This is a genomic window from Pseudodesulfovibrio nedwellii, assembly GCF_027923765.1.
Taxonomy (GTDB): domain Bacteria; phylum Desulfobacterota; class Desulfovibrionia; order Desulfovibrionales; family Desulfovibrionaceae; genus Pseudodesulfovibrio; species Pseudodesulfovibrio nedwellii.
The window spans coordinates 165967-186718 of sequence record NZ_AP026709.1 but is presented as its reverse complement, the minus strand read 5'-3'; the positions used below and the strand labels follow the sequence as shown (position 1 = coordinate 186718).

18 protein-coding genes are annotated in these 20752 nt (G+C 50.4%); 5 read left to right on the top strand and 13 right to left on the bottom strand.

Annotated features, from left to right (window positions below):
- The first annotated feature begins 1 nt into the window (after position 1).
- Together SYK_RS00830 and SYK_RS00825 are read left to right on the top strand one after the other, a co-directional pair.
- Entirely contained in the window at positions 2-1552 is a 1551-nt protein-coding gene (locus SYK_RS00830; RefSeq protein ID WP_281761735.1) for a KamA family radical SAM protein, read from the top strand.
- Positions 1552-2706 (top strand): M20 family metallopeptidase, encoded by a 1155-nt coding sequence (locus tag SYK_RS00825; RefSeq protein ID WP_281761734.1) that lies wholly within the window; start codon positions 1552-1554, stop codon positions 2704-2706. Before SYK_RS00830 ends, SYK_RS00825 begins: the two co-directional genes overlap by 1 nt.
- Before the next feature lie 464 nt (positions 2707-3170).
- Here the strand turns inward: SYK_RS00825 and qrcD are convergent, their stop codons facing one another.
- The 6 genes from qrcD to rfbC all read right to left on the bottom strand — a co-directional run bounded on the left by qrcD (position 3171) and on the right by rfbC (position 10116).
- Positions 3171-4397, bottom strand: coding sequence for a menaquinone reductase integral membrane subunit QrcD (gene qrcD, locus SYK_RS00820; protein WP_281761733.1), 1227 nt, complete (start codon positions 4395-4397; stop codon positions 3171-3173).
- 11 nt (positions 4398-4408) lie between these two features.
- On the bottom strand, positions 4409-5218 hold the full coding sequence (qrcC, locus tag SYK_RS00815; RefSeq protein ID WP_281761732.1) for a menaquinone reductase iron-sulfur cluster-binding subunit QrcC: 810 nt from the start codon (positions 5216-5218) through the stop codon (positions 4409-4411).
- 11 nt (positions 5219-5229) lie between these two features.
- The gene (gene qrcB, locus SYK_RS00810) at positions 5230-7176 is read right to left on the bottom strand and encodes a menaquinone reductase molybdopterin-binding-like subunit QrcB (RefSeq protein WP_281761731.1); all 1947 of its coding nucleotides are present in this window, start codon (positions 7174-7176) and stop codon (positions 5230-5232) included.
- A 13-nt stretch (positions 7177-7189) separates the two neighbouring features.
- Positions 7190-7939 (bottom strand): cytochrome c3 family protein, encoded by a 750-nt coding sequence (locus tag SYK_RS00805; protein WP_281761730.1) that lies wholly within the window; start codon positions 7937-7939, stop codon positions 7190-7192.
- A 172-nt stretch (positions 7940-8111) separates the two neighbouring features.
- On the bottom strand, positions 8112-9542 hold the full coding sequence (locus SYK_RS00800) for a mannose-1-phosphate guanylyltransferase/mannose-6-phosphate isomerase (RefSeq protein WP_281761729.1): 1431 nt from the start codon (positions 9540-9542) through the stop codon (positions 8112-8114).
- Between the two features lie 4 nt (positions 9543-9546).
- Positions 9547-10116, bottom strand: coding sequence for a dTDP-4-dehydrorhamnose 3,5-epimerase (gene rfbC, locus SYK_RS00795; RefSeq protein ID WP_281761728.1), 570 nt, complete (start codon positions 10114-10116; stop codon positions 9547-9549).
- Positions 10117-10311: 195 nt separating this feature from the next.
- Between rfbC and SYK_RS00790 the strand changes: the two genes are divergently transcribed.
- The 3 genes from SYK_RS00790 to SYK_RS00780 all read left to right on the top strand — a co-directional run bounded on the left by SYK_RS00790 (position 10312) and on the right by SYK_RS00780 (position 12507).
- Positions 10312-10839 carry a CvpA family protein gene (locus SYK_RS00790; RefSeq protein WP_281761727.1) on the top strand — a complete coding sequence of 176 codons (528 nt, stop codon included), beginning with the start codon at positions 10312-10314 and terminating at the stop codon, positions 10837-10839.
- A 40-nt stretch (positions 10840-10879) separates the two neighbouring features.
- The gene (mazG, locus tag SYK_RS00785; RefSeq protein WP_281761726.1) at positions 10880-11686 is read left to right on the top strand and encodes a nucleoside triphosphate pyrophosphohydrolase; all 807 of its coding nucleotides are present in this window, start codon (positions 10880-10882) and stop codon (positions 11684-11686) included.
- A 530-nt stretch (positions 11687-12216) separates the two neighbouring features.
- The gene (locus SYK_RS00780) at positions 12217-12507 is read left to right on the top strand and encodes a hypothetical protein (protein ID WP_281761725.1); all 291 of its coding nucleotides are present in this window, start codon (positions 12217-12219) and stop codon (positions 12505-12507) included.
- A gap of 78 nt (positions 12508-12585) precedes the next feature.
- Here SYK_RS00780 and SYK_RS00775 read toward each other — a convergent pair whose 3' ends face one another.
- The 7 genes from SYK_RS00775 to hmcF all read right to left on the bottom strand — a co-directional run bounded on the left by SYK_RS00775 (position 12586) and on the right by hmcF (position 20743).
- The gene (locus tag SYK_RS00775; RefSeq protein ID WP_281761724.1) at positions 12586-14859 is read right to left on the bottom strand and encodes a PAS domain-containing protein; all 2274 of its coding nucleotides are present in this window, start codon (positions 14857-14859) and stop codon (positions 12586-12588) included.
- A 41-nt stretch (positions 14860-14900) separates the two neighbouring features.
- Positions 14901-15341, bottom strand: coding sequence for an RrF2 family transcriptional regulator (locus tag SYK_RS00770; RefSeq protein ID WP_281761723.1), 441 nt, complete (start codon positions 15339-15341; stop codon positions 14901-14903).
- 106 nt (positions 15342-15447) lie between these two features.
- A complete protein-coding gene (locus SYK_RS00765) occupies positions 15448-17421 on the bottom strand; it encodes a hybrid sensor histidine kinase/response regulator (RefSeq protein WP_353618256.1) in 1974 nt (657 codons plus the stop codon).
- Between the two features lie 31 nt (positions 17422-17452).
- Positions 17453-17815 carry a DVU0259 family response regulator domain-containing protein gene (gene divK, locus SYK_RS00760; RefSeq protein WP_281761722.1) on the bottom strand — a complete coding sequence of 121 codons (363 nt, stop codon included), beginning with the start codon at positions 17813-17815 and terminating at the stop codon, positions 17453-17455.
- Positions 17816-17954: 139 nt separating this feature from the next.
- Complete coding sequence (gene divK, locus SYK_RS00755; RefSeq protein ID WP_281761721.1) at positions 17955-18308, bottom strand: DVU0259 family response regulator domain-containing protein; 354 nt, start codon at positions 18306-18308, stop codon at positions 17955-17957.
- Between the two features lie 130 nt (positions 18309-18438).
- On the bottom strand, positions 18439-19332 hold the full coding sequence (locus SYK_RS00750; protein WP_281761720.1) for a universal stress protein: 894 nt from the start codon (positions 19330-19332) through the stop codon (positions 18439-18441).
- A gap of 19 nt (positions 19333-19351) precedes the next feature.
- The gene (gene hmcF / locus SYK_RS00745; protein ID WP_281761719.1) at positions 19352-20743 is read right to left on the bottom strand and encodes a sulfate respiration complex iron-sulfur protein HmcF; all 1392 of its coding nucleotides are present in this window, start codon (positions 20741-20743) and stop codon (positions 19352-19354) included.
- Positions 20744-20752 lie beyond the last annotated feature (9 nt).

The window sequence follows — 20752 nt, the reverse complement described above, 5'->3', positions numbered from 1 at the left end:
CATGGCTTTTCAATTGGATGGTTTTACTACGGACTTGCTTGAACAGATTTCCGGCAACGGTACTGCAACCGATGTCGATTCCACCAACATGCAACAGCTTTACGCCGACGCCACAGCGAGTGATGGCACAGCGCCTATCGTGGCCCTGTTCCACGCTCTCAAAAATGCCAAAACAGCAGGCGGTCCCGGCTACGAAGCCTACGGCCTGACCCGTGAAAACCTTGTCGAACTGTGTGCCAAGCATGTCGAGATCGATGAGCACTCCGTGACCATCGGTGGCCGCGTAGGCCGCGCCCTTGAGATCATCACTGACGCAGGCCTGCGTGTGAAAGACTACTTGGCACGCAAGGACACTGAAGCCCCAAGCGGTATTCAACTCTGGGACAAAATTCTCGAAAACCAGACCCGTATCAAATCAGTTTTGGGCATGACAAACGACGACTGGAATTCCTTTTCTGGACAACTTGGCAACTGCATCGACAATACCGAAACCTTGCAAAAATGCCTCGACCTTCCTGACGACTGTATTCAAGATGTTGCCCGCATCACCGAGAAATATCGGATGCGCATGACGCCGTATTATGCCAGTCTGATTCAGCCTGTACCCAATGACCCCGTCATCCTTCAGGCGGTTCCCACCGCAGAAATGGTCGACACTGTAGGTGAAGAAATTCCACCCGTAGCATCAGACCACTCTCCAGTCCGCCTTGTTGACCAATTTTACCCGCGTGTGGTGGCCCTCAAATCTACCAACATTTGCGCCATGTACTGCACACACTGTTTACGCATTGCCCACATCGGCGGATCTGACCGTACATTCTCCAAGGCCGCCTATCAGGAAGCCTTAGACTACATCGCTTCAAAACCGGCCATTCGTGACGTGTTGATTACCGGTGGTGACGCCTTCATGTTGTCCAACAGTTCCCTGCGTTGGCTGCTCGGCAAACTGGATGACATCGACCACATCAAGATGAAACGCCTCGGTACCCGTGTACCAGTCACCACCCCGCAGCGCATTGATGCCGAGCTTCTCGACATTCTGGAAGAAAGCAATGACAAGAAGCCCGTGCGCGTGGTTACACAAATCAACACGGCTCAAGAAATCACCCCCGTTTCCCGACAAGCGTTCAAAGACATTTCCAAACGAGTCTCCGCCGTGCTCAATCAGGCAGTCCTACTGCGCGGCATCAATGATTCCAAAGTCAAAATGTGGCACCTGTGCGAGACTATTCAGGAAGCATACATACGCCCATACTACATCTTTAACTGCTCCTACCGAAACCCTCAGTACTACCATATGCGCGTCCCCATCCAAAAAGGTCGGGATATTGTGGAAGGCATGTACGGCAATATTTCTGGCGATGCCATCCCTCGTTATATCGCAGCGGCTGGCGGAAAAATTCCACTCCACCGCGACAATGTTCAAGGACGCGAAGACGGAGCTGTCATTCTCCAAAAGCCGTGGGGAGGCGAAGTCCGTTATCCTGACGCCGATCCAGAAGGTTATGGCAATGATACCAATTTTGCCTTCAACCAGTACGGCAAGAAATAATGCTCAATACCATTCGCACATACATCACGAATCACGAGCAGGAAATGATGGACCTGCTCAAAAAGATCGTATGCATAAACAGCTACACGCCCAATAAACTGGGGACTGATGCCGTAGCCACGGTCCTTGAAAGCGTGATGACCGACATGGGATTCATTGTGCACCGCGAAAAACGAGACGTTGTTGGCGACAATCTAGTCACGCAAAACGCAGCCCAATCTGAAAAGCGCGGCCTTCTACTCTGTGGTCACATGGACACAGTCTTTCCACCCGAAGATGGATTCGATTGTTTCCGCCCGGATGGCGATACCATCATCGGCCCCGGCGTGGTGGATATGAAAGGAGGGCTGGTCGTCGGTATTTATGCGCTCAAAGCTCTTGATGCAGCAGGCCTTCTTGGTGATATGCCGATCACTTTTGTCTTTAACTCAGACGAAGAAATAGGTTCACCACATTCGCAGGACCTCATCATCGAAGAAGCAAAAAAAGCGGCCATGGCCTTTGTCTTCGAATGCTCCAGCCCTGGCGGAAAAATCGTCACGGCACGAAAAGGGAAAGTATCATTTTCCTTGAAAATCCTTGGTCAAGCAGGTCATTCCGGTAATCTGACCGGCCCGAAACCCAGTGCCATTCTTGAAATGGCGCATCAAACCATTGCCCTTGAAACGCTTAATAATGCCGCCAAAGGCGTGTCGGTCAACGTCGGTTTAGTTGAAGGCGGGGTAGGGCCGAACACTATCGCTCCCTCGGCCAAAGCCAAGATCGAATGTAGGTACTGGAATGAGCTAGAAGGCGTAATCCTCCGTGAGGCCATTGAAAAATCAGCGGCATCCCCGACCATTCCCGGCACAAACTGCCAACTGGAAGTGATACCGGGAAGGCCGACCATGGAGAACAGTCCGGCTATAGCCAGCCTCTACGAAATAGTGGCTTCCGCCGGTACCGATTTAGATATCCCGGTTCAGGAAAGCGCACGAGGTGGTGTTTCAGACGCCAACTTCATCGCCAATGCAGGAACTCCGGTTATCGACGGTCTCGGCCCCACTGGCGGCAAGGACCACTCGCACAATGAGTACATGGTCACCGCCTCGCTGACAGAGCGTACCATTTTGGCTGCGGTCTCCATGCGTAGGGCATTCGAAAAATTGACATAAGCCTCGGGTGACCCTCCCGGTGGGCGCCTTCGGCGGGACCAGAGAATCCTTTGAAAAGGGTTCTCTGGACTCTCCCAAACTTTAATAGCTCGCTCCGCTCGAAACGGTTTATATTCCCACTAGCTCGCTCTATTTTCTCAAACAAACCACTCCATTTCTGAACAAAATACAATTTCTTATCTTTCTTTCTGACGTCATCCAGCCCTTCCCCTAAAATCAGCAGCGTAGCGTCCTGACTCCTTCACACAAAAAACTTATCCGATCTCACCATGCCGTGAGGCTTTCGAGAGTAGTGTAGGTTCTAGGCGGAAAAATTTGAATTCCCGCAACTGTACCTTAGTACAGTGAGGCCAGACTCAACCTTCCAAACGACGGAGACGCGCCGCTATCGAAAGCCGGGGCTACCACAAAAAAAAGACCCGCTCACGAAGAGCGGGTCTATTTTTTGTAATGGGTGCTACGCCCTAATTCAATTTACGCTCTTGCGGAAACAGAGGGAGGTAGCGGTACACGAACGACAGGACCAAGAAGCCAAAAGCTATGATCATGATGGACGTGGCGTACTCAACCCAGTTCGGGTAGTACACTTGCCATTCGTCAAATGGCATAACCGGGAAAGCGATTGTCTGGACCGTAAAGAGATAACGGTTCAGGGACACGCCAATGCAGTCCAAAATGGCTGCGGTGTACAGCAATGTCGGATTATTACGGATGGCCGGAACAATCAACATAATAGCCGGAACAACACCACACAACACAATTTCAGAGAACATCAACCACTTACCGTAGATAACGCCGTAGAACATGTCGTCAAAGGTCAAACCGACGGTAGGCAGATAGCCATAAGCCCATGCCCAAGTGTCGAGAATCTTGAAGAACATGTAAACACACAGCATCGTACCAGCAATCTTACCCATCAAAGCCTTGGTCTTAAAGTCGACCAATTTCTTACCTGTAAGCTTCTCCATGAGCGTGGCAATCAGAACGGTAAAAACCGGACCAGAACCAACTGCGGAAAGTACGAACAGGAAGAAAGTCCACGGCCAGATGAAGAACCCTTCGCGGAAAGCGTAAGGACGACCGATCAGGACACCATACATACCACCCAAAGATCCTTGGTGGAATGTGGACAAGAATGCACCAATACCGGCAAACAACGCCATGTTAACGTGCATGTTGTGAGCCAGTGCATGAATGAAGGGAATCTTGTTCAGCTGCTTCTGTTCCAAGACCAACGGGACGAACTCGATGATCAAAACAGTAAGGTAACAGGTGATACAGAAGATAACTTCTGTCAGCATGGAGTGGACGTTAGGATGCCAGTAACCGAACCATGCACGGGTCGGCTGACCAACATCAAGGACCAGAACCAGCATCGCACCTGCATAACAGCAGAAACCGACGACGACCGTCAGGTTAATGATTTTTTCAAGCTGTTTGATCTTAAGGATATACTTGAGCAGACCGGTGAAAAAAGCACCAGCGCCAAGAGCGATCACAGCAAGGTCAAAGGTAATCCAGGCACCGAACCCGAAGTAGTTATCGAGGCCGGTGGTGCCAATGCCATTATACAGTACGAGTACTGCGGCATAGAGCCCCCAGAGGAAAACGCCCATTATGACAGCTATCCAGATAAGGAACTTGCCAAACGAGCACCGCTGCACCCCTTCCGGGAAGAGTTTGCTATCCATTGTTCAGCCTCCTAGTGACCGCCGCCATCGGCGTTGTAGTTATCACCCTGCTTACGGACCCATTCACGATTGCTCATGTAATAGACCTGGGGAGCCAGGCCAAGTTTCTCAAGCAAACGGAATGCGCTGGGGCTCTTGGCGAGCTCATGCACCTTATGTTCGGGATTATTCAAATCGCCGAAGGTGATAGCCTTGGTCGGGCAGATTTCTGCGCAAGCGGTCACATATGCGCCATCCGGCAGATTCATCGGGTCCTCGCCATTCTGGCGAGCTTTATCCTTGGCGTCCATATAACGGGTGTGGCAGAAGTTACACTTCTCAACCACGCCACGAGGACGAGGAGACACGGCCGGGCTCAAGCCCTTGTCCATGCCTTCAGGCCAAAGCGGATCCCACCAGTTAAAATAGCGGGCATGGTATGGGCATGCAGCCATGCAGTACCTACATCCGATACAACGGGGGTAGATCTGGGAGACAATGCCGCCCTCTTCGTTCTTTTCTGTGGCAACAACCGGGCAAACAGGCACACAAGCGGGATTGCCGCACTGCATACAAGGCCTGGGCAAATAAGCCGTCTCATGTTCCGGGAAGGCTTTGCCATTGGACAGTTCGTAAACATTCAGCCAAGTCAGGGTCTTGAGCTTATTGGATGCGTCGTCGCGATCCTTGGTCAAAGCCTGAACATAATTATAGGGGTCTTTCTTAGTCATGGGAGCGATATTGTTCTCCACCTGGCAGCCGACCATACAGGCGCCGCAGCCGGTGCATTTGTCAATATCAATGACCATGCCCCATTTGATTTTGAATTCTTTTGTTTGCATGTCGGTTCCCCCTAGATTTTGGCGACATTCACAGTGGAACCGGCCCATGTAGAGGCGCCAGCGGCGGCCTCGGAGCTCACCGTGAGGATCTTGTAAACGTTATCGCCCTTACCCTTCGAGAACTCGTCGCCGACAGTATGACCCATTCCCAAAGGAGCGGCCACAACGCCGGGCAGGACGCCTTCGAAGATCTGGACCAAAGCTTCACACTCACCGGTACCACCGGAAAGCTTCACCTTGGTACCAACGTCCACGCCAAGCTGTTTGGCAGTGGCAGATGCCATCATGACAACCAAATAGTCGCCGACCAACTGATTGTTGCTGATGGTGCAAGGAGCGTTGGGGGTAGTCGCCTGATTGGCGGTACCAACATTGAGCAAAGTATAGGGAGCAAGTCCCACAGCACCGGAACCCTTGACGGGTACGGCAGCCTTGCTCAATTCGCTTGCAGCCATGCTGACGGCCACCGGAGCCTCGCCTTCAGCGACAAATGCGCCGCCTTCGACCAACTCATCCATATCTGCGCCAATGGCTTCAACCTTGGCTTCGAGAACTTCTTCGTAGGTCTCAAATCCGAGATCAGCCAAACCGAGGATAAAGTCGGCGGCATTCTTGACATTCAGAGTTGCCTTGGAAACCGGAGCACCCAAGGAATACGTACCAGCTGCGACACCATACGGAGATGCCAGATCCTCGAACCGCTCATAGCAGTGCGGGGTCGGCAAAACCAGATTCGCGGCAGACGTGGTCTCAGTGTTAACCGAGTCGAATGCAACGGTGAATCCAGCCTTGACCTGCTCAGGCAGAGCGTAAGCGGGATTGGCTTCGTAAACGAACAGTAGGTCGGTGGAAACACCTTCCAAAATGTCCGCTTTCAGCATTTCGCTACGGCTCATGGCAGTACCGACGGCCTTGCCAAATTCAGGCAATGCCTTCATACCGCCGCCAAGCAGCAGGTTCAATGCAAACGCTGCACCGTGTGCGGCAACAGAACCACCGGGAACAACCACGGGGTTGCTGGCAGCCAACAGGTCCTTGGCGATAGCGGCCATTATATCGGCTTTAACACCGGTGGCTGCTTCAACCTTGGCAGGGCTGTAGTCGTTCATGACCATGGCCTTGAACTGACCAAAGTCAGCGACAGACGTGGTCTTGCCAGACTGCAATACATAATATGCAATACCCAGGGTGAAAGCAGCCATGCCTTCAGCCGGGACAGGTACCCATTTATCGGTCACGGAAGCGGTTTTAGTCTGCATAGGACCGGCGAAATAGAACTTACCGGACTCATTGGCAGCAAAAGCCTTAAGGTTGGCGACAGTCGGACCCCAGGATTCTAGGGCATCGGCACCAGCCAGCAGGACTACATCCGCATTTTCCAGGTCGTAACCGACCTGACCGGACCCACCCATGAGACTGGACCAAGCCTTATCGGCGGCCTGCATGTCACATGGCATGGTATAAAATGCGTCGCTGCCCTTGTCAGTCAGCAACGCGGAGAAGACCTCATTGACGGTGCCGGTCTGGTCGCCGGAAATGACAGCAACGTTGCTGCCGGCGGCTTCCAACTTCTCGGCCACGACTTCCTGGGCTTTTTCCCAGGAGATTTCTTCGCCATCCAACATGGGAGCCTTGATCCGGGACGGGCTGTTCATAACCTGTACGCCATTTGCGCACAGAGGACAGACACCACCGCCGGAAAGCGGGTTTTCCATGTTTCCTTCAACACCGAAGGCTTCACCGGCAACGGTGCGAACCTTCACGGCACATCCGGATTCACACATCTTGGACACGGTTGGCGTCCCTTTGACTTCCCCGTATTTCAACGTGGGAATCCAGGGCCAGTTCTGCGTCCAGATGGAGACATCATCAAGAGCTTTCCATACCGTCGGTGTAAAAAGGATACCGACGGTGGCGCCCACACTCATCTGAATAAAAGCTCTGCGTGCTACGCTCATTCTCAGTACCCCTTTACTTATGGCAGGTGTAGCAGGCGTTCGGCTGACCCTTAAGGGCGTGACACCGTTCGCACTTCCACATCTTCATGGTCATCTTGCTGTAGCCAGAAAGGATGTTCCGCTCGAAAGCCGGAGGCACATCGTTAGTGCTGATATCCTTTACATGACACAGGTTGCAGTTCTGTTCGGGGGCTTCGCCCTCAAACACTGCGGGGTCAACGACATCAGACAATTCTTTCTTCATCTCTGCCAAATCGGCAACACTCAGCTCAGCGTGAGCCTTGTGAGAGAAGTAAACGTTGTCCGGCTGGTCTTGGTAATTCAACCAGGGAACTTCTTTCCCCTGAATCAAATACTTCACCACGTACTCACGTTCAGCTTGTCTTTTGTCATCATCCGAAGCAGCCAGATTGTCCTCAATGGCATCCAATTCTGCTTTCATGATGGCTTCATAGTCGGTCGGGTCGATGCCTTCTTCAGCAATGGCTTCCATTGCTTCTTCAGGATCAACCGCATGACATTCAGCACATACTTCGTTGGTCGGGAAACCGGCATAAGAGCCATCATCCCGGAAATAGTGGCAGCTTTCGCAATCCATTCCCTCACCATCCACGTGTATAGCATGGCTGAACCAAATCGGTTGTTCTTCTTTTTCGTAGAACATACCAGGGATTACAGCCCAGCCCAACACACAGGTGGCCAGGAAGCCGATGATAAAGGGAAGTGCCCCTCCACACCGTTTCGATGCTTTTCTCTCCTCCATAACCTCGCCCCATCACTCTAAAGTTAATGTGAAAATCACACCAATTGAACTATATTCCCATACGGCACGGATCGATTTCGTGTCAAGAGAATATGAAAATTTTCACGATCTCCCTTGCACTAAAAAAAACAAATAATTCAAATGGCTAAACAACAACGCCCTCTGTATATATTTATTTCTTAACCCTACCGTAAACGTCGTCAAACCGAACTATATCATCCTCTTCCAGATACGGTCCGCTTTGAATTTCTATAATATTAAGTGGCACTTTGCCGGGATTGGCCAAGCGATGCTGAGAAGCTTTAGGGATGTCAACCGATTGATTTTCCACCAGAACACGCGGTTCATTGTTCACTTCAACCTCCGCAGTCCCATCCACCACAACCCAATGTTCACTGCGGTGATGATGCATCTGAGAACTCAACCTTGCCCCCGGATTCACCTGAATGCGTTTGATCTTGTAATGGGACCCTTCTTCCAGCACGATATAATTACCCCATGGTCGATACACTGTGGGATGGCTCTCAACAAGCTGGCTCCCTTCGGCCTTGAGAGTATCCACGACATCGCGCACGGCTTGGACCCGCTCCATTGTACAAGTCAAAGTGGCATCTCGAGTCTGGATCATAATCATATCAGAAACACCGACAACCGCGAGCTTGCCCCCCTCACTGATCAGCAAGGATTTTTTGCAATCCATGGCCAAAACATCACCCTGAATAACATTCCCATCTTCATCCTTGTCGCCAAGGCGATACATGGCTTCCCAACTACCGAGGTCGTCCCAATCAAAATTGGCACGGATCACAGCAATATTGTCAATCTTTTCGACAACACCATAATCGACTGAAATATTGGGAATCTCCCTATATCCCTGTACAAGCGGAGCCGTATCTCGTTCCATCCACCAATCCCAGAGAACAGGTTCGCATTTCGCAACCTGTGTCAAAAAATGCTTGGCAGAAAACAGGAACATACCACTATTCCAGTAATGACTGTTTTCCTGCACAAATTTCTCGGCCATACTGTATTCAGGCTTTTCCACAAACCCGTCCACGGTATGAACGCCGGTGTCCAGTTTATCACCAAGCGCGATATATCCATACCCGGTCTCAGGCTTGCGCGGCTTGACCCCGAAAGTGACAAAACGATTGTCCACCGCCAGAAACGAAGCCTTAACCAGATCGCGCACCCATGCCTCGTCGTCACTAACAAGATGATCAGACGGAAAAACCGCAGCCAAAGCTGTCGGATCAGCGTCAACGACCTTATCCAGCCCCAACATGATCGCTGGCAGCGTATTCCTGCCCAACGGTTCGGCCAACACCTGCCCTTTCAGGTCAGTATCGATGGCTCCCACCTGTTTGCGCACTTCAAAAACATGTTCTTCGTTGGTCACAATCCAGATGTTAGCCGGATCAAACGCTTCAAGCACTCTAGAAACAGTCTGCTGCAAAAGTGTGCTCTTGCCGCCCAGCACCAACAACTGCTTAGGAAGTAAATTCCTGCTGAGAGGCCACAATCGAGTCCCGGAACCACCCGCAAGAATAATAGCGTGACAGGGGTGGGCAAAGTTGACTTGGGATCGTTCGATATTTGACATATTATTAACCCTCAAAGTTGAAGGGAGAATTAAAATTCACCAAACGGGGCAACCGTTTGTCTCTTTCAGAAAGGACTGGCGTTCGTCCATCCAAGGCCGAAGCCCAATCCACACCAGTGTCTGGATCATCCCAGACGATACCGCCGTCGTGTTCAGCAGAGTAGGGAGCATCAACCTTATATTGAAATTCAGTGTCAGGCATAATGGTGACATACCCATGAGCAAAACCCGCAGGAATGAACATACGCTTGAAATTCACACTACTGAGAATAACATGTTGCCACTTCCCAAAAGTGGGAGAGCCTTTGCGCAAATCAACAACCACATCCATCACTGCACCACGGGTAACCCAGACCAATTTGGCTTGAGCTCTTGGAGGTGTTTGAAAATGTAAACCACGCAACACTCCAACATCTTTGGAATAGGCGTGATTATCCTGAACAAAATCACATGAAATACCGATACGTTTGAACGCATCGTAATTGTAGCTTTCCAAAAAAAAACCCCGCTCGTCCTGAAACACTTTCGGTGTCAAAACGAGAAGGCCGGGAAATCCTGTTTCATGGACCTGCATCCACCTCTCCTTGTTCTCTTTACTCCGTAAGGCCTTATTCGTGTTCATGTAGCTGAGATCGCATGCAGACACAAGTCCAACCCTCTTTTCAATTGACATAAAAGAAAAAAAAGGAACTCCTCGGTTCACATTTGCTGCTCAGTTTGCTAGGCCTTTTTTCAGGACACAACTTTAGCGGATCAAGGATATGGTTGCATGAATTTTCTGGACATCATTCTCATCTGCATTATTGCCCTTTTTCTCTTGCGCGGTTTCTTCCGAGGACTGGTTCAAGAGGTCCTCTCACTTATCGCCATCGTCTTGGCCCTTTTTCTGGCCTCACACTTCGATCATCTGATCGCACCTCACCTGGAACTGTACATCGAAAACAGCATCACGGTCAGTGCGCTCTCATACGCCCTGATTTTCATAGGTACGCTGATCGTGTTCTGGTTACTGACGAAACTCATTCGCTCTGTACTGGAACTTTCTCTACTCGGCTGGATCGACCGTACGGCTGGCGGCATCTTTGGGCTCATCGAGGGCATTCTCATCTGCCTTGTCGGCCTGATGTTCCTGCAAACCTTCGCTCCTGATGCCGAGATTCTGAAAGAATCATATCTGGCGCCACACGCGCAACACTTGGTCAACGCTCTGAGCGAACACATCGATATGCCTTCACCCCAAGAAGCGCTGGACAATGCCAAAAACGCATTGGGCATAGCAAACGAAACCGTACAATAGTCAACCGGTTTTCCCAAACCATTTCGAAGGAGCATTCGCCATGAGCGAAAAGAATCATGAAGCCTCAGCACAGGCCATGAAAGAACTGCTTGGTATCATAGATGCCCTGATCGCCCCGGACGGCTGTCCTTGGGATAAAGAACAGACCCCACGCTCCATGTGCGACTATTTGGCGGAAGAAGCGTTCGAACTCATCGAAGGCATTCGCAACAAAGATAAAGCCGAAGCCATGGAAGAGTTGGGTGACGTCATGTTCATTCTCCTGTTCATAGCCACACTCTATGAAAGAGAAGGTGCCCACACTCTGGCCGACTCGATCAATTACGGTGCAGCCAAGATGATTCGTCGTCACCCGCACGTTTTCGGCGACAAGAATTTCAAAGACATCAAAGAACTCTGGGACAACTGGGAAAACGTCAAACGGGAAGAAAACAAAAAAACCGGCAGAAAACGGGTTTTCGACTCCCTGCCCAAAGGCCTCCCGCCGTTACTCAAGGCATACCGTATCAATTCCAAGTCCGCCCGCAACAATTTTACTTGGGACTCCGACGAAGCCGTAGAAATCCAACTCAAAGAAGAATGGCAGGAATGGCAGGATGCCTTGGCCAAGGACGATCAAGAGGCCTCGGAACAAGAATTCGGCGACTACCTTTTCACGTTGGTTGAATTGGGAAGACGAAAAGGCATCAAAGCCAACAGTGCACTAGATTTTGCCAACCAAAAATTCCTGGGACGATTTGGCAAAATGGAAGAATTAGCTGAAATGCGTAATCTCACTTTCTCTGAATTAAATTTGGATGAAATGAATGCCCTCTGGGACGAAGTAAAAGACTGGGAAGAAAAATAATGTCCACTCAATCTAACCCAAAAAAATCTTCAAAAGATAAAATACGGCGACACCTACGCCGATGGATGCATATGTAAGCATTCACGGAAGGCAGTTCTTCTTGAACTTCCAAACCAACAGACCTCCCGCTCCGCCTGCGGCCACAAGTGCAATAATAATTCTGACAGTTTCATTCATAGATTCAACTTCCTTCGCGGCTCAAGGCCACCCGGTTCTACCGCTTCCAAACACCACATTTAATATGTAATACACTGCAAAGAGCATCGCAACAGCGGCCACCACAAGGTACGGCTTTGAAAGTCTAGGCCTTTGCCAACGATACAATACAAAGCCGATGCATGCCGTAATCACTGCGGCGAGAACAAGCCATCCGATTTCGATTTGCATAATCCCTCCACATAATCACTATACCCCTGCGTTCTTTCTATGGGCAACAAGTTTATTTTCTCTCAGACCTAAAGACATGAAGCAAAGCACCGATACGACAGATAGGCGTTATTTCCGACCTAACGACTATGGAGGGTACGCTTATGACCATGGCAATCGGCGGTCTTGGAGGCTCCTCGCCTTATGATCAGCAGACATTCGGCGCAGCCGTGGTTTCCGAGACCCTGGACTACATGAATGATACCAGCAGCGGCTCAAGCTTCGCTCCAGTGGACAAGATGTCCGCCGAAGCGTCACTTGTTTCCAAAACCTTGGATTACATGAATTCCGGGTCCTCGTCGGCAGACAAAACCGGCATGGCCCAAAGTTACGACTTCCAAACCAGCGTCCTCGGCGCTCACGCCAAAGGCGTGGTCGTCGACGCCATTATCTGACTCAATGGAGATAACGCCACGAAAGGAACCCCGCTCTTCCCATAGGGAAGAGCGGGGCTACTTTTTCTGACACTTCAATTAAATGCAGAGTTCACACTCAGCTCTCGGAAAGAAGATTTCGAAACAGGCACCTGTAGACTCCCACGACTTGGCTGAGATATCCCCACCATAATCACTCACGATGCCGTATGAGATGGACAACCCAAGCCCAGTCCCCTTGCCCACATTCTTAGTTGTAAAAAATGGCTCGAACAATCGTTCGCGAATAGATGTCGGAATACCGGAACCGGTATCACACACCTTAAAATGTACTGTCTCATCAGTGCTGAAAGATCGAATATGAATACGTTTATCTGCGTCCAACCCCTGGCTATTCCAGCGATCCTCGATGGCGTCCCGTGAGTTAAGGAGCAGGTTAATAACCACTTGCTCCAATCTGTTGGAATCTGCCATAATCATCGGCAAATCGTCTTCCAACTCCCAAATAACCTGAATGTTGTGGATGCTAAGTTGTTGACTGAAAAATTCAAAACCTCGTTCCAAAACCTCATTGATCTGGACCGGCATGGTTTTCAGATCAGACTTGCGACCAAACTCCCGCATATGCTCAATTATCTTGCTGGCACGATCTACATGAGTAGAGATTCCTTCAGCCATTTCTTCCATTATTTCAGAATCAAATGTCGATCCATTGGTCGCCTTCCGAGACAACAAGTTGCTAATGGCCTTCAAAATAGTAAGCGGCTGATTCAATTCATGAGCCACGCCGGTGGACATCTCACCCAACGTTGTCATTTTGCTCGCCTGAATAAGCTGTTGTTCAGCCTCCATCTTCTTGGTCACGTCAGTACAAGTAATGATAAGCGTATCAATCTCCTCAAACCGAGCCGGAGAAATACGCAAAGATGCAAAAATAGGCTGATCTGACTTGGTCACATGCGTACACAACTCAATCTCCGACCACGTCCGCAGCGCGGGTTCCCAATCCGTTGCCTCTTCCTCTCGGAAAAACTGCATGAATGATCGCCCGGTCATCTCCTCTCGACTCCAACCGTACACGGCCTCTGCCGCCTCATTGCAATTGAGAATTTCAAGGTTGTCACGATCCAACACGAATACGGCATTGGGAATAGAATCGAAAATGGCATGATAACGATGTTCGGATGCAGCCAGCTTGTGCTCCAGCTCCTTGCGCCGAGTGATGTCGATCATCATTTCCATGGCAGCCACCACTTTTCCCTGCTTATCCCGCACTGGCGAAGTATACACAATCCAATGAATGGGCTTGCCTTCCTTGGACAATCCCTCTTCCTCGCTCATGTGAGAAAATCCGTCGATAAAAGTTCGATCAACGGGACACTCTTCGCACTTTTCAAGCCGGCCCTTGTTGATCTGCCAACACCGTTTGCCCATAGGCAATCCAAAGTGCCGCTCGTATTCGTTGTTATGACGAACAACCCGATAATCAAGATCAACAACACTGACCAAACAGGGAACATTATCGAACAGATTGCGGAATTCCTCACGCTGTTCCATGAGTTCCCGGTGCTTGTCGGAAACGCGTTTCCCCATCAGATTGAATGCCTCGCCCAAAGTACCGATTTCGTCTACTTGCTCAATCTCGATGGCGGTAAAAGTCTCATAGGACTTATAACCACGTGTGGCAACGATAAACCGCTTAATGGGTCTGAAAATAAATCGATAAGTAAAGAAGAACAGGGCAATGAATGTGGCAATAAATACGACCACGGAAATAATAATATTAGCCCGCTCAAACATAGCGATGGTGGAGTTCTTCTTGTCCATGGTCACAGTCACGTCCAGCAGACCAAGCACCTGCTCCTCAGCTTTGTGGACATGACACGGTCCAGGAGAACACCCTTCTGAATTAGGAATAGGCGTCATAATGGACATGAGCTGCTCGCCCTCGCCATCAATCATCCGCGTCCGCTGCTTCAAAGGCATGGTCGGCGGTGTCGGTGTATATTGATGGCACGTCCAGCATGAAGGCGACTCGACCTCAATGACAGTCCCAATTTCTTCCGGGATATTGGAAAAAACTATCTTGCCAGCCTTATTGTATACACGGATGCTGCGAATATCTTCCTGACGGCTGATATTCTTAATATTTTCTTCGATATCTTCTTCGGAATCCAGCATCATGGCATAGTGAAGGGCAAGCATGATGGTATCGGACACCAACTCGATATCGGACATGGCGTTGGACACAACATGCCGTTTAAAATGATAGATATTGAAGCACGACCAGAGAATAACGCACAAAAGCAGCGTGACACCTCCAAAAAGTATCAGCTTGGCAATCAGACTTTCGCGAAATCTCTTGAACAGCACTACGCCTCCCTCATGGCATGCCGTTTTTGTCGCCTTAACGGCTATTCTTTCGGGGGGGGATTTTGCGGACACAAATATGCGTCCTTCATGAGATCAGCCAGAGAAAAAGAGTCGAGCATCTTGTACATGGCCATGCTGGCATCGTCCCATATAGACCGCTTCAAACAAACCGCCGCACGCGGACAGGTGGAGACATCTCCATCACATCCGAGAACCTGCTCTTCGCCATCGAGGATACGTGCGACTTCACCAATGGAAATATCTTCGGGCTTCCGAACCAGAACATTACCACCGTTCGGCCCACGTTTCCCCACAACATATCCCTCTTGCTTCAGCATCTTGATAAGCTTTTCTAGATATTTGAGGGATAATCCTTCGCGTGCTGCGGTGTCCTTACTCGGCACAGGTCTTCCTTCTCTGGAATGCAAAGCAATATCCAGTAGCAATCGTGTGCCGTATCTGCTGCGTGTGGTCAATTTCATAAATATTTATCTCATGGCGAATGCGTGTTGTGCGCTGGAACGCCTAAAAAACATAGCAGAATCCATCAGACAATTAAACGCCCCAGATATGGGGGACCCCGGTGAATCAGCCCTCTGTTTTCAACGGCAGTGTGACAATAAATTTCGATCCCTTATCAGGAGAAGAATCCACTTCAATGGAACCGCCATGCTGCTCGATAGTCTGGTTTGAAATAAACAGCCCGATGCCGGTCCCGCGCTTGCCTTTGGACGAAAAGAACAGGGTAAATATCTTTTCCCGGGTCTCCTGATCCATCCCCATACCGTTATCGGCCACGGAAATAATCAGATTGTCACCATTGCGAACAGCGAAAAACTCAAGTCGCCCGCCTCCGTCAACATTTCGCCCTTCACAGGCATCAACGCCGTTTTCGAGAAAATTAACGAGTGCCGCAGACATGGCTGCACTATCAAGTTTGAGTTCGCCCAAACCGTCCGGCACATTACAGACAAACTCTACTCCGGCAGCCAAGGACTTAGCCTCGGCAATATCTGCCGTTTCCTTCAGAAAATCAGAAGCATCCAGCACTTCCGTCTCCAACTCTCGAGACTTGGCATAGTACAGAATATCGAGAACCATTTTCTTAACCCTGCCGATCATGGACTTGAGTACGCGAGTTGCATCTTTGACGCGCACTTCATCATTTCTTATCAGACCGGATTCCAATCTATAAATGCCACCATCAAGTGACGTCAGCATCCCCTTGACACCATGCGACATGGAACCAAGCATGATACCAAGCGAGGTCAAATGATCCTGTAACCGACGGATCTCTGTAATATCAGTGGACATTTCCATGGCCTGCACAATCTCTCCGGCTGCATCATAAATAGGCGCGGACTGAACAAGCATGTTCTTTTGCTCACCGGACAACGTAGTGACAACGGTCTCTCGCTGACGAGTCTTGCCGTCGGCGAACGTTTTACGAACCAAACAATCAGAACATGGTTCACTACGATGCTTATAGCTGTCAAAGCAATGCCTGCCGACAGACTGCCCGAAGTCCCTCTTGAAAAGATGATTCGCCTCGGCAATAGAAAGATCAGAATTCTGCACAGTAATGTAACAAGGAGCGTCATTGAACACGCGCTGATATTTGTATTGAGTGGTGAGCAACTCATCCTTGAGGCGCTTCAATTCAGTCATGTCTACCGAGATATCCAGCACCAATTCAATATCACCGTCATTGTTGGGCAAAGGAGCGGTATAGACCGTGACAGGAATTTCCTCCCCGTCCTTGCCAAGAAAATTCTCCTTACTCCGCTGGCCCTTCCCGGTATCGAAAGTCTTCTGCACGGGACAGGCGTTCCCCGGAGAATCCCGATCAGAATAGATATCGAAGCTGTTGTTGCCAACCTGATTGCCCAGCCGTTCCTCAAACAAGGTATTGTGGGCCACAATTTCGAGATATCTATTATGGATGGAAACAAGACAGGGAAGTTCATTGAACAAACCGGAACCGGTTTCCACTTCCTGGGCCGCATTGGACAAGGCCGAGGACAACCCCTCCACCACCTGCGAAGCAGCATTCTGCCGTTCCAGCTCAATGATACGACGAGTCTTTTCTTCGACCAATTTTTCCAGATTTTCCGTGTGTTCCCGCAACTGCAACTTCATGTTGAAACGAGCACGAGCACGTTCAAGCGAAACTTCAAGAACACCGTTATTAATGGGCTTGGTTATAAAATCCGAAGCATCAAATTTAAGCGATTCAATCGCCAAATCCAGATCGCCATGACCGGTGATCATAATCACCTCGGTATCCGGGGACTGCATCTTAATGCTCTTAAGCAACTGAATGCCATCCATGACAGGCATTTTTATATCTGTAAAAACGATATCAGGCCTGAATTCTTCAAAAAGATCCAGAGCCTCTCGACCATTGGCGGCCGTTTTAACCTCGTATCCAAGCTCCTCGAAAGAAAGGCCAAGGAAGCGTCGAACTCCCTCTTCATCATCCACGAGCATCAATTTCCTGAAGTCCATCATACCCCCGGTATGCCGATCACAATCCAGCCACCCCCGGCTGTATGCAATCATTACGGCACCCTTGAACCGTCAGCTATCATTGTCAGAAATCGTCACCCAACGCCTCGTGCACAATCTGAATCACATCGGCTGGATCAAAAGGCTTCTTGATGGTCGCCACAGCCCGCCGAATGGCCAGATGTATCCCGGACAATCCGCTGATAACTATCACCGGAATATCCGAAAACTCCTCTTCGCTTGTCAACCGACGATAAAACCTTGGCCCCCACTCGTGAGGCATTTCGATATCAAGCGTTATGAGGTCCGGCTTTTCAGCCTTCGCTACGTCATATGCAGATATCCCGTCGGAGGCGCGGCAGGTGTCGTATCCGTGATCTTCGAACACGTTGATGAGGTAATCGACGATATCTGGATCATCATCCACCACCATAATTTTCTTTGGCATTCATTCTACCCATTGTTCAAGGTATTGAGTTTCCCGCAACCCTTTGAACGTACACTCAACCCGCACACTTGTTCAAGCATGAATATCCGACCCACGGACTATGGAAATCCGTGGGTCGGCATGCCCCCATGCCTACAATTTAGCCGATTGCGTCCTTGACGATTTTCAGCAACTGAGCAGGTTCAAAAGGTTTTGTAAGGCTTGCGATCGCCTTGGGAATAGCGTATTTAATTGAGTTGAGCCCGCTGATTACGACAACGGGAGTACGCTTGAGTGCCTCGTCCTGGCTAATCTTGCGGTAAAATCTGGGACCCCACTCGTTGGGCATTTCCAAATCAAGAGTGATGAGATCAGGCTTTTCCTGCTGAGCAATCTCAACAGCCTCGGAACCATCAACGGCAGTCACGGTTTCATAACCGTTGTCGCTGAGAAGTTCGGACAAATAAGAACGGATTTCCTTGTCGTCATCAACGATGAGAATCTTCTTGGACATAACAACCCTCCTGGTACGCATGAATCATTATTTTGATTCTTGACTTTGCCGCAGTCGCTCCCGCCAAGGCCGACTGCGGCATTAATATTTGAGCGTCCGGCCCAGCAAGAGCCGGACGCATTTCACACTCTTATACTTTGTCAGGTTTGCTGACGCTGACCACAGGGCAACCAGCGCGCAGGATAACCTGCTCCATGGTGGAACCGATACGAGCCTTTTCAGGGTCCAGTTCTCGGCTGTGGTGTGCCATAACAATAAGGTCGGCAGACCGCTCACGAGCCATCTTGACGATCTCCACATAAGGGACACCTTCCCAAACCTCGACGTCGAAGTTCTTGAAATCGCCCATCTGCGAAACATACGTATCGCGGATACGCTTACGCGTTGCGATGAGATCGTCTTCAATGGAGTTCTGATCCAGCACCTTACCGCTGATATCCAGCGCATGCAGAAGCGTCAGGTCGCAGTCCAACTCCTTGGCAGAAGCCAAAGCGAACTTAAACGCGTTCTCCGCCTGCTTGGAGAAGTCAGTAGCAAAGACAATATTACCGAAACCGCCCCAGTAGGACGCGGTCTCGCGGTGCACGGTCATCACCGGACAACGGGCTGCTTTAGCAACACGTTGCAAGGTGGAACCAGGGTAACCTTTGCGGTAGGCAGAAGATTCACCGGAACTTGCACCCATGACGATCAAATCCACATCTTCGTCGCGAGCAGCACGAAGAATCTCGCGATGCGGCACGCCGGTGGTCAGGATCATCTTGGAGAATTCCACGCTCTCAATCTGCTTTGCGAAGGTGTTTTTCAACTCCTCCTCAACCCAGGAACGGTATTCGTCGTCAACCTCAATCTTCTCACCGGTACGGACGTCGTTGACTTCCTGGGAGAAGGCCTTGGTGGGTACACCCATGACGTTAAAGACTATGACCTCTGCGTTGTAACGCTTGGCCATGTCGAAAGCGACACGGGCGGCGCCGAAGGTGGACGGAGCACCGCTGGTAGCCAGTAGAATCTTTTTGAACATATTTCACCTCGTCCTTTGGTTACTCGTCCTTGGGCAGCAGATGTTCGGGAACATCCAGCATCTTGATTACCAACGGTTTGAGGAAGGACCAGCGGATGCCGATTTCATACTCTTCCTCAAGGTCACGAATGGCGTCCCAGCAGTTATGACACGGAGCGATGACGAGCTTGCAACCCGTATCGAGAATCTGATCCATCTTCTTGCGAAGAGCCATGTTGCGCTGTTCACGATACTTGCCGATGCCGTTAAAACCACCACCGCCGCCGCAGCAGTAGTTGTGCTCCTTAGTGGGGGCCATTTCGACGAAATAACCGGGCTCCACTATGTAGCTGATGATCTCACGGGTGACATCCTTGAGGCCCTGGTTACGCACATAGTTGCAGGAATCCTGCAAGGTAACCGGCTCCTTGATCCTCTTTGAAGGATCAATCTTGAGCTTGCCGGTGCGCAGCGCTTCTGCCAACCATTCCACGTAATGAACGTAAGGAACAGGCGGCTGACCATCTTCACGACCAACCCAGTAAGGGCCTTCGATGACAGTGGCTCGATGTGCGTGACCACACTCGGTGCCGGTTGCACGTTTGGGCTTCAAACGCTCAATGGCGTCGTAGACATTCTGAACGTTGTCCTTGCAGCATTCCCAGTCACCGGCAAACATGGACAGAGAGGTCTGCTCCCACCCTTCCGAAGGGACGGTCCAGTTTTCACCAGCCACATGGAAAAGAATAGCCGCTTCGGCAATGTCTTCCGGGTAGTGCTTGGGTTCACGAGCGTTGCAGGTGTACATGATATCCGCGCCGACCTTGTCGACTGGAATTTCAAGGCCCGGCCATTCCTCTTCGGTCTCTTCGGCCATCCATTCGCATGTCTCGACCCAGTCTTCAGTGGTAACATCCATCTGAGCACGATACACACGGTGCATACCGGAACCAATTTTGAGTTCCCACGGCACGAACCCCTGAGAGTACAGCAGACCGCGCAGGTAGCCGAACATGATACCCATGTCGATGCCGTGCGGACAGTACATGCCGCAACGGTTACAGCAGGTGCATTTGGACCAAGCGGTCTCCATGCACATCTGCATGAATTCGTTGTCGACCTTGCCCTTCTTCTTGACGATCTGGCCAAGTGTGGACTGGATCTTATAGGACGGAACTTGTTCCGGCACACGTCCGTTAACCTGGTACAAAAAGCAGGATTCGGCGCACAGGCCGCAGTGAGCACAGATTTCCAGCCAGGTCTTGAGCCTAGACTTCATGGTCTTCTGTATGGTTGCCCACAGCTTTTCCGAATCCACATCCAGGTGGTTCATTTCTTCGTAATATTGCTTTCCGCCCTTATCGCCGAGAGTCAGCTTGAGCTGTTCATCGGTCTTGATGGGCGTCCTGTTGCAAAGTTTTCCTTCAGGCATTGTGATTCT

Bases quoted from the DNA above. Each gene is read 5' to 3' on its own strand.
- mazG (WP_281761726.1), top strand. From the start codon at position 10,880: ATGAGCGAAAAGAATCATGAAGCCTCAGCACAGGCCATGAAAGAACTG.
- SYK_RS00800 (WP_281761729.1), bottom strand. From the start codon at position 9,542: ATGTCAAATATCGAACGATCCCAAGTCAACTTTGCCCACCCCTGTCAC.
- rfbC (WP_281761728.1), bottom strand. From the start codon at position 10,116: ATGCAGGTCCATGAAACAGGATTTCCCGGCCTTCTCGTTTTGACACCG.
- SYK_RS00830 (WP_281761735.1), top strand. From the start codon at position 2: ATGGCTTTTCAATTGGATGGTTTTACTACGGACTTGCTTGAACAGATT.
- divK (WP_281761721.1), bottom strand. From the start codon at position 18,308: ATGTCCAAGAAGATTCTCATCGTTGATGACGACAAGGAAATCCGTTCT.
- qrcC (WP_281761732.1), bottom strand. From the start codon at position 5,218: ATGCAAACAAAAGAATTCAAAATCAAATGGGGCATGGTCATTGATATT.
- qrcD (WP_281761733.1), bottom strand. From the start codon at position 4,397: ATGGATAGCAAACTCTTCCCGGAAGGGGTGCAGCGGTGCTCGTTTGGC.
- SYK_RS00825 (WP_281761734.1), top strand. From the start codon at position 1,552: ATGCTCAATACCATTCGCACATACATCACGAATCACGAGCAGGAAATG.
- SYK_RS00765 (WP_353618256.1), bottom strand. From the start codon at position 17,421: ATGATTGCATACAGCCGGGGGTGGCTGGATTGTGATCGGCATACCGGG.
- SYK_RS00750 (WP_281761720.1), bottom strand. From the start codon at position 19,332: ATGTTCAAAAAGATTCTACTGGCTACCAGCGGTGCTCCGTCCACCTTC.
- SYK_RS00780 (WP_281761725.1), top strand. From the start codon at position 12,217: ATGACCATGGCAATCGGCGGTCTTGGAGGCTCCTCGCCTTATGATCAG.
- SYK_RS00790 (WP_281761727.1), top strand. From the start codon at position 10,312: ATGAATTTTCTGGACATCATTCTCATCTGCATTATTGCCCTTTTTCTC.
- SYK_RS00770 (WP_281761723.1), bottom strand. From the start codon at position 15,341: ATGAAATTGACCACACGCAGCAGATACGGCACACGATTGCTACTGGAT.
- divK (WP_281761722.1), bottom strand. From the start codon at position 17,815: ATGCCAAAGAAAATTATGGTGGTGGATGATGATCCAGATATCGTCGAT.
- hmcF (WP_281761719.1), bottom strand. From the start codon at position 20,743: ATGCCTGAAGGAAAACTTTGCAACAGGACGCCCATCAAGACCGATGAA.
- qrcB (WP_281761731.1), bottom strand. From the start codon at position 7,176: ATGAGCGTAGCACGCAGAGCTTTTATTCAGATGAGTGTGGGCGCCACC.
- SYK_RS00805 (WP_281761730.1), bottom strand. From the start codon at position 7,939: ATGGAGGAGAGAAAAGCATCGAAACGGTGTGGAGGGGCACTTCCCTTT.